The organism is Lepagella muris (genome assembly GCF_004793975.1).
GTDB classification, from domain to species: domain Bacteria; phylum Bacteroidota; class Bacteroidia; order Bacteroidales; family Muribaculaceae; genus Lepagella; species Lepagella muris.
Map to the genome: position 1 here is coordinate 102,719 of NZ_SRYB01000015.1, position 7,536 is coordinate 110,254.

Here is a 7,536-nt window from a genome sequence, read left to right on the forward strand (position 1 = left end):
ACGATAGGGTTTACGAGCCGTTAACCCGCTGAAGTTTAATAAATAAAATATCTGTATTAATATATAATAATTATGGCAAAAGCTATTTATACGTTCGGCGATGGTAAGGCCGAAGGTAATGCCGGGATGAGAAATCTCCTTGGCGGCAAGGGCGCAAACCTTGCGGAAATGAACCTTTTGGGAATGCCCGTACCTCCGGGATTCACCATCACGACCGACGTCTGCACTGAGTACACTCAATATGGCCGCGATAAAGTTGTAGCCGACATCAAGAACGAAGTGGAGGAGGCTATCGCTCACGTGGAGACTCTTACCGGTAAGAAATTTGATGATTCTTCCAATCCGCTGCTCGTATCTGTACGTTCAGGTGCGCGTGCTTCCATGCCCGGTATGATGGACACTGTCCTCAACCTCGGTATGAACGACGCAACTGTTGCCACTATGGCTGAGAAGAGCGGCAACCCGCGTTTCGCTTGGGATAGCTACCGTCGTTTCGTGCAGATGTATGGCGACGTGGTGCTCGGCATGAAACCGAAGAGCAAGACTGACATCGATCCTTTCGAGGCTATCATGGATAAGGTGAAAGAGGAGAAGGGCGTGAAATTCGACAACGAGCTCGAGGTGGAAGACCTTAAGGAACTCGTAGTTCGTTTCAAGGCTGCCGTAAAAGATTATACAGGCAAGGATTTCCCCGAATCAGCTTGGGAACAGCTCTGGGGAGGTATCTGCGCCGTGTTTGACAGCTGGATGAACGAGCGTGCTATCCTTTACCGCCGTATGAACCAGATTCCGGAGGAGTGGGGCACAGCTGTTAACGTTCAGGCGATGGTATATGGCAACATGGGCGACAACTCCGCTACAGGCGTTGCTTTCAGCCGTGATGCCGCTACCGGTGAGAACATCTTCAACGGTGAGTACCTCATCAACGCTCAGGGCGAGGACGTGGTTGCCGGCGTGCGCACTCCGCAGCAGATCACAGTCGAGGGTTCTCGTCGTTGGGCTGCTCTCCAGGGGATCAGCGAAGAGGAACGTGCTTCAAAATATCCCTCTCTCGAAGAGTCAATGCCTGTATGTGCTGCCGAGCTTATCGCAATCGCCAACAAGCTCGAAGGCTACTACAAGGATATGCAGGATATGGAGTTCACTATCCAGGATGGCAAGCTCTGGATGCTCCAGACCCGTAACGGCAAGCGCACAGGTGCTGCTATGGTACGTATCGCAATGGAGCTTCTCCGCGAGGGCATGATCGACGAGAAAGAGGCTCTTCTCCGTATGGAGCCCCAGAAACTCGACGAGCTGCTTCACCCCGTATTCGACAAGTCAGACATCAAGAAGGCCAAAGTAATGGCTAAGGGTCTTCCCGCATCTCCGGGTGCAGCTGCCGGACAGATTGTATTCCAGGCAGATGATGCTGAGGCATGGGCTGAGAAGAAGAAGAAAGTGGTGCTTGTCCGTATCGAGACATCTCCCGAAGACCTTCGTGGTATGGCAGTGGCTCAGGGCATCCTCACAATGCGCGGCGGTATGACCAGCCACGCTGCTGTGGTAGCCCGTGGTATGGGTAAATGCTGCGTATCCGGTGCAGGTGAAATCAAAGTTGACTACAAGGCTAAGACCGTAGAGATGAATGGCAAAGTCTACAATGAAGGCGACTGGATCTCTCTCAACGGCTCTACAGGTGAGGTTTACGATGGTCAGGTGCCGACCCGCGATCCCGAACTTGACGGCGATTTCGGCGCAATCATGAACCTTGCAGCAAAATATACAAAGACTCTCGTTCGTACCAACGCCGATTCTCCGCGTGATGCAAAACAGGCACGTCACTTCGGTGCTCAGGGTATCGGTCTCTGCCGCACAGAGCACATGTTCTTCGAAGGCGACCGTATCAAGGCAGTACGCGAGATGATCCTTGCTTCCGACGTTGAAGGACGTCGTGCAGCTCTTGCAAAACTTCTCCCGATGCAGCGTGGCGACTTCGAGGGTATCTTCGAGGCAATGGACGGCTACGGAGTGACCATCCGTCTTCTCGATCCCCCGTTGCATGAGTTCGTACCTCATCAGACTGCAACTCAGAAGGAACTTGCCAACGAGATGGGCATCTCCCTTGAGGAGGTGAAGGCAAAAGTTGATGCTCTTGAGGAGTTCAACCCGATGCTCGGTCACCGTGGCTGCCGTCTTGGCATCACTTATCCCGAGATCACCGAGATGCAGACCCGTGCTATCCTTGAGGCAGCCCTCAACTGCAAGGCACGTGGCATCAAGGTAGAGCCGGAAATCATGGTTCCGCTTGTAGGCGTTCTCAAAGAGCTTCAGAACCAGGCAGACGTGATCAACACTACAGCTGCAAAGGTATTTGAAGAGAGAGGTGAATCGATCCACTACAAGGTAGGCACAATGATCGAGGTTCCGCGTGCAGCCCTCACCGCCAACAAGATCGCCGAGGTAGCCGATTTCTTCTCATTCGGTACAAACGACCTCACTCAGATGACCTTCGGTTACTCACGTGACGACGCACCCAAATTCCTCAAGTTCTACAAAGAGAATGGCATCGTGAAAGTCGATCCGTTCGAGGTGCTTGACCAGGAGGGTGTAGGTCAGCTCGTGAAGATGGGTGTAGAGAAAGGCCGCTCCACAAATCCCGACCTCAAGGTAGGTATCTGCGGCGAGCACGGTGGCGAGCCCTCAAGCGTGAAGTTCTGCGCCAAACTCGGCATGAACTACGTCAGCTGCTCACCCTTCCGCGTGCCCATCGCCCGCGTAGCCGCCGCCCAGGCTGCAATAGAGGACTAAGCGATAGTCTGACTACATAATATACTTAGGCTGTAACTTGTTGCAAAACAACAGTTACAGCCTAAGCTGTTCTTAGACGGTTCGTATATTTGGATTCACTCTGCGAGCCAAATTAACGATAAATACGGACACCTATCTTCAGAATCTCAAACAGTTTCTCAACTTTCTTTGGATTGTTCCTGAACCGTTTGTAATCCTTCTTGTACTTTGTAGTAGGCTTAAGTTTCTTCGGCTTGTGCTTCATATTCCATCAGGGTACATGGGGGCATTGCCGCGATTCTGGTGCCACGTCTCGTATGCCTCCATCACTTCGCTCGATATGGAACCGCTATTAAAGCGTTTCAGAAAACTCTCTCTCGAAGCGTCCAACAAATAAATCCGAGTGAACAGATATGCGCCCCAAGACACACTGACCTTCCTTGAAAAGTGAATGACTTTGAGGCTTGGCATTATTCGTTTCTGGATTTCATTTTTTATTTGTAACTTTACATCAAAAATTACGAAATAATATGGTGTCAGTTGATGGATTGACTGTTGAATTTGGAGGAACGACTCTCTTTAAAGACGTTTCTTTTGTTATTAATCCCAAGGACCGCATTGCTCTTATGGGGAAGAATGGTGCCGGCAAGAGTACTCTGCTTAAAATTCTTGCAGGGGTGCAGGGTGCTACCCGTGGATCGGTGTCGGTGCCAAAGGATTGTACCATCTGTTATCTGCCTCAGCACATGATGACTGAGGATGGTCGCACGGTCTTCGAGGAGGCATCTCAAGCCTTTTCTCATCTCTCTGAGATGGAGTCAGAGATAAATGCTTTGAATAATGAACTGGCAACTCGTACCGACTATGAGAGCGATGAATATATGGCTTTGATTGAGAAGGTTGCGACCATGAGCGAAAAATTCTACTCCATCGACATGACCCACTTTGAGGAGGATGTGGAAAAAGCGCTGCTTGGTCTTGGCTTTGAGCGATCTGATTTCAACCGTCCTACTTCGGATTTTTCCAGCGGTTGGCGTATGCGTATCGAACTTTCAAAATTGCTGCTCCGTAAGCCGGATGTCCTGCTGCTTGATGAGCCTACCAATCACCTCGATATCGAATCAATCGGCTGGCTTGAGAATTTTATCATCAATAGCCCCATGGCGGTGGTGGTAATCAGTCATGACCGCCGTTTTATTGACAATATCACGACGCGCACCATCGAGGTGACGCTTGGACGGATTTATGATTACAAGGCCACTTACAGTCATTATCTTGAGCTTCGTAAGGAACGCCGCCAGCAACAGCAGAAGCAGTATGACGACCAGCAAAAACAGATAGCCGAGGCTCGTGAATTTATCGAACGTTTCAAAGGCACTTACTCAAAGACCTTCCAGGTGCAGAGCAAGGTAAAGTGGCTTGAAAAACTTGAGATTGTCGAGGTTGATGAGGAGGATACATCTGCTCTAAGACTAAAATTCCCACCCTGTCCCCGTAGTGGCAATTATCCTGTAATTGCTGATGGAGTAGGCAAGAGCTACGATGGTGAGACAGTGTTTTCCAACGCCTCTTTTACTATTGAGCGTGGTGACAAGGTGGCTTTTGCCGGTCGCAACGGAGAGGGTAAGTCAACGATGGTCAAGGCTATTATGAAAGAGATAACCCACCATGGCAATCTCACCCTCGGACATAACGTTAAAATCGGCTATTTTGCACAAAACAGTGCTTCGTTGCTTGACGAAAACCTCACTGTTTTCCAAACCATCGATGATATTGCAGTAGGCGATGTGCGACTCAAGATTCGCGACCTGCTTGGTGCATTCATGTTCGGTGGCGAGGAGAATCAGAAGAAAGTTAAGGTGCTATCCGGTGGTGAGCGTGTGCGCTTGTGTATGATAAAACTTTTGCTGGAGCCAATCAACCTGCTGATACTTGACGAGCCCACTAACCATCTTGACCTCAAGACTAAGGATATCCTTAAACAGGCACTCCGGGATTTCGACGGCACGCTCATAGTAGTCAGCCATGACCGAGACTTTCTTGACGGTCTTGTGTCTAAGGTCTACGAATTTGGTGGTGGACGTGTACGAGAACACCTTTGCGGCATTAACGAGTTCCTTGAGAAAAAGAAAGCCGAGCAACAGGAAAACCTTGCATAGCAAGGAGAAATTTCGGCATGGAGAGATAAGTTTTATTACAAGGGCTGTGTCAAACGACGCGGCCCTTGTTATGGTCAGAGTGTCAATGTCATTTCAAATTGATTGTTTGCCATAGTGATGTTCTTGCTTTTGAGGAAGGCTGGCATGGTTGTGTCGGTGGAGATGATGTTTAAAACTTTGATGAAATCGGTTTTCATATTTGCAATAGTTTCCTGCAATAATCGTGAGGCTATGCCTTTCCGTCTGTATTCGCTTTGCACCGCTATTTGACTCAGATCTCCGGTATGAGTATCAAACACACAATAGCCGACCATATTGCCGTCAAGGAAGGTGCCAAGACACGTCAACTCAGATATTCCTCTTTCAATGGACTCTATGCTGTTTTGCCATGAGGGATTAAAGTCGCAGTAGTGCCGGGCATTTCTGATGGAATCTGTATTGACTTGCCTTATGATGCAGTCATTGTTTACTATTGCGTTGTCAATATGTTCAATCTTTTGTCTGAAACAGTTAAGTTCGCGGGTTACTTCAAAATTCATCCGCCGATATGCAGAGATCGCTTTATGGTTGTTTTGCAGCACTTCCAACAAATATTGATGGATGCCGGCTTCTTTAAGAAATTGGATTGATTCTGTAAAAATTTTTCCGACGATACGTTGTCCTCGATATTCTTTTACAGTCCCGGTGCCTGTATCGTATGCGGAGGGAATCCCGTTGAAGGTCCCGATTCCATTCAACGTGAATGCTACCATTTCATTGTTATCGAAAGCGGTAAAGGATAGGTGTGGATTGTATCCACGTCGTTTGAGCATGGAGCGCACCTCTTCTTTCTCAAAATGGATGTCATAATCGGCAAACGCCTTTTCAAAGCATTGAAAGAGCGTATCAAAATCTGTGTTTACTAAATTCTTAAATTCCATTAGTTTTTTGATTCTTCCGTTGCCCACTTCTCTTGAAAATAGGTTATCGCAGATTCTGGATACTCAGGAGATGATTCTCTTAAAGATATTACATCCATATAGTCATTTAATGTAATTGCTATTCAGATTATTAGAAGTATATTTGCCATATTTTTAGATGTACAAAGTTACTGCATATTTTTGAAAGTAATGTAGATTTGTACATAAATTTAATTGAATATACATTTCCGAAACCACCGTTTCGGAAACGGCGGTTTCGGAAACTATTTTTTGTTAGTTGCTGAAGTTAAGCTGTTCTTTTAGTCGGGTGTTTCGCTTTGAGACGGTCTGGTTTCGGATGGCGAATAACAAACCCTTCTACAGAGAATGTTTCATTTTGTATTCGCGATAGGTTCGCATATTAATGGAGTTGAAAGCAGAAAGGTACCTGTCTGTATAACCAAAGCCACATCTCCAAATGTTGTATTTGTTAATTTCATAGCAATAGTTGTTTAAGTTCATCAGAGGTGGGCATATATGTCATATATTTTGCTGCGAAGATTTGATTTTCGCCCTCCGGCAATGTGAAACGAACGAGCATGTCGGATTTCTCGGCGCACAAAACTATGCCAACAGGAGGATTGTCTCCGGGGTTCATCTGAGTGCGTGTATAATAGTTGACATACATCTGCATCTGTCCGAGGTCTTGGTGGGTGAGCCGCCCGGTTTTGAGGTCAATAAGCACATAGCAGCGCGAGAGGATGTTATAAAACACCAAATCAATATAATAGTGCTCATCGTCAACGGTGATTCGCTTTTGTCGCGCCACGAAAGTAAAACCGCGACCAAGTTCTAAAAGAAACTTCTGCAATTTGGAAATAAGCTGTTGCTCCAAATTGCTTTCGAGGAAATGTTCGCCCTGCGCTATACCAAGAAATTCCAGAATATATGGGTCGCGGATGATTTCGCGTGGGTTGAACATCTCACCCTCCTTAGGAGTATTGGCTTCTTGTTTCACCGCAGCTTTGTCGCGGCTTGCGAGAAGGCGTTCATAATGAAGCGTGTGGATTTGGCGTTAAAGCTGTCGCACACTCCAATTCTCGGAGGCACATTCGCTTATGTAGTAAGCGAGCGCATCGTCGTTCTGCACTTTGAGCAGGGTGCGGTAGTGTGTCCATGTCAATTCGTCACGCAGTGAGTGACGAATTAGGAAACGCTTGTAAAACAAACGCATATATTTGAGGTTAGTGGCAGTAAAGCCACCACCGAACTCTTTGGTGAGGTGCTTGGCGAGAAAGTCAATCAAGCCTTTTGCATATTCGGCGCGAGCTTCGCCACGCTGTTCATATTCGACTATATATTTACCTACCTGCCAATATGTATTGACCAAAGTAGTATTGACAGTGCGGGCTATTGATGTGCGAGCTTCGGATAGTGACGCACGTATTTCCGAAAGGAGGTCATGTGGGGTACGTTCGGGTGTCATATTCCAAGTTTTTTTGAGGTTCGACATAATGCTATCCATCAGTTCACGACCTTGGTCGTTGAGGTCAGCGAGTTCGTTTTTAAGGTTTTTAGGAATATATTTGCCATATTTTTAGATGTACAAAGTTACTGCATATTTTTGAAAGTAATGTAGATTTGTACATAAATTTAATTGAATATACATTTCCGAAACCACCGTTTCGGAAACGGCGGTTTCGGAAACT

The 7,536-nt window shown here is 47.1% G+C and carries 6 protein-coding genes; 2 read left to right on the forward strand and 4 right to left on the reverse strand.

What is annotated here, in order from left to right; genetic code table 11:
- Positions 1-72 precede the first annotated feature (72 nt).
- Positions 73-2,790 carry a pyruvate, phosphate dikinase gene (gene ppdK, locus E5331_RS11280; protein WP_420813778.1) on the forward strand — a complete coding sequence of 906 codons (2,718 nt, stop codon included), beginning with the start codon at positions 73-75 and terminating at the stop codon, positions 2,788-2,790.
- 112 nt (positions 2,791-2,902) lie between these two features.
- Here ppdK and E5331_RS20710 read toward each other — a convergent pair whose 3' ends face one another.
- Complete coding sequence (locus E5331_RS20710) at positions 2,903-3,034, reverse strand: hypothetical protein (protein WP_275441183.1); 132 nt, start codon at positions 3,032-3,034, stop codon at positions 2,903-2,905.
- Between the two features lie 265 nt (positions 3,035-3,299).
- On the opposite strand from E5331_RS20710, the gene E5331_RS11285 reads away from it, so the two are divergent.
- The gene (locus E5331_RS11285) at positions 3,300-4,928 is read left to right on the forward strand and encodes an ABC-F family ATP-binding cassette domain-containing protein (RefSeq protein WP_123481048.1); all 1,629 of its coding nucleotides are present in this window, start codon (positions 3,300-3,302) and stop codon (positions 4,926-4,928) included.
- A 74-nt stretch (positions 4,929-5,002) separates the two neighbouring features.
- On the opposite strand, the gene E5331_RS11290 is transcribed toward E5331_RS11285, so the two are convergent.
- The 3 genes from E5331_RS11290 to E5331_RS20720 form a co-directional block, all read right to left on the reverse strand.
- Positions 5,003-5,848: a GNAT family N-acetyltransferase gene (locus E5331_RS11290; protein ID WP_123481047.1), complete on the reverse strand. Its 846-nt coding sequence runs from the start codon at positions 5,846-5,848 to the stop codon at positions 5,003-5,005.
- 475 nt (positions 5,849-6,323) lie between these two features.
- A complete protein-coding gene (locus E5331_RS20715) occupies positions 6,324-6,845 on the reverse strand; it encodes a PDDEXK nuclease domain-containing protein (protein WP_275441184.1) in 522 nt (173 codons plus the stop codon).
- Between the two features lie 57 nt (positions 6,846-6,902).
- Complete coding sequence (locus E5331_RS20720; RefSeq protein WP_275441185.1) at positions 6,903-7,313, reverse strand: DUF1016 N-terminal domain-containing protein; 411 nt, start codon at positions 7,311-7,313, stop codon at positions 6,903-6,905.
- Between the last annotated feature and the right edge of the window lie 223 nt (positions 7,314-7,536).

Bases quoted from the DNA above. Each gene is read 5' to 3' on its own strand.
- ppdK (WP_420813778.1), top strand. From the start codon at position 73: ATGGCAAAAGCTATTTATACGTTCGGCGATGGTAAGGCCGAAGGTAAT.
- E5331_RS20720 (WP_275441185.1), bottom strand. From the start codon at position 7,313: ATGACACCCGAACGTACCCCACATGACCTCCTTTCGGAAATACGTGCG.
- E5331_RS11290 (WP_123481047.1), bottom strand. From the start codon at position 5,848: ATGGAATTTAAGAATTTAGTAAACACAGATTTTGATACGCTCTTTCAA.
- E5331_RS20710 (WP_275441183.1), bottom strand. From the start codon at position 3,034: ATGAAGCACAAGCCGAAGAAACTTAAGCCTACTACAAAGTACAAGAAG.
- E5331_RS11285 (WP_123481048.1), top strand. From the start codon at position 3,300: ATGGTGTCAGTTGATGGATTGACTGTTGAATTTGGAGGAACGACTCTC.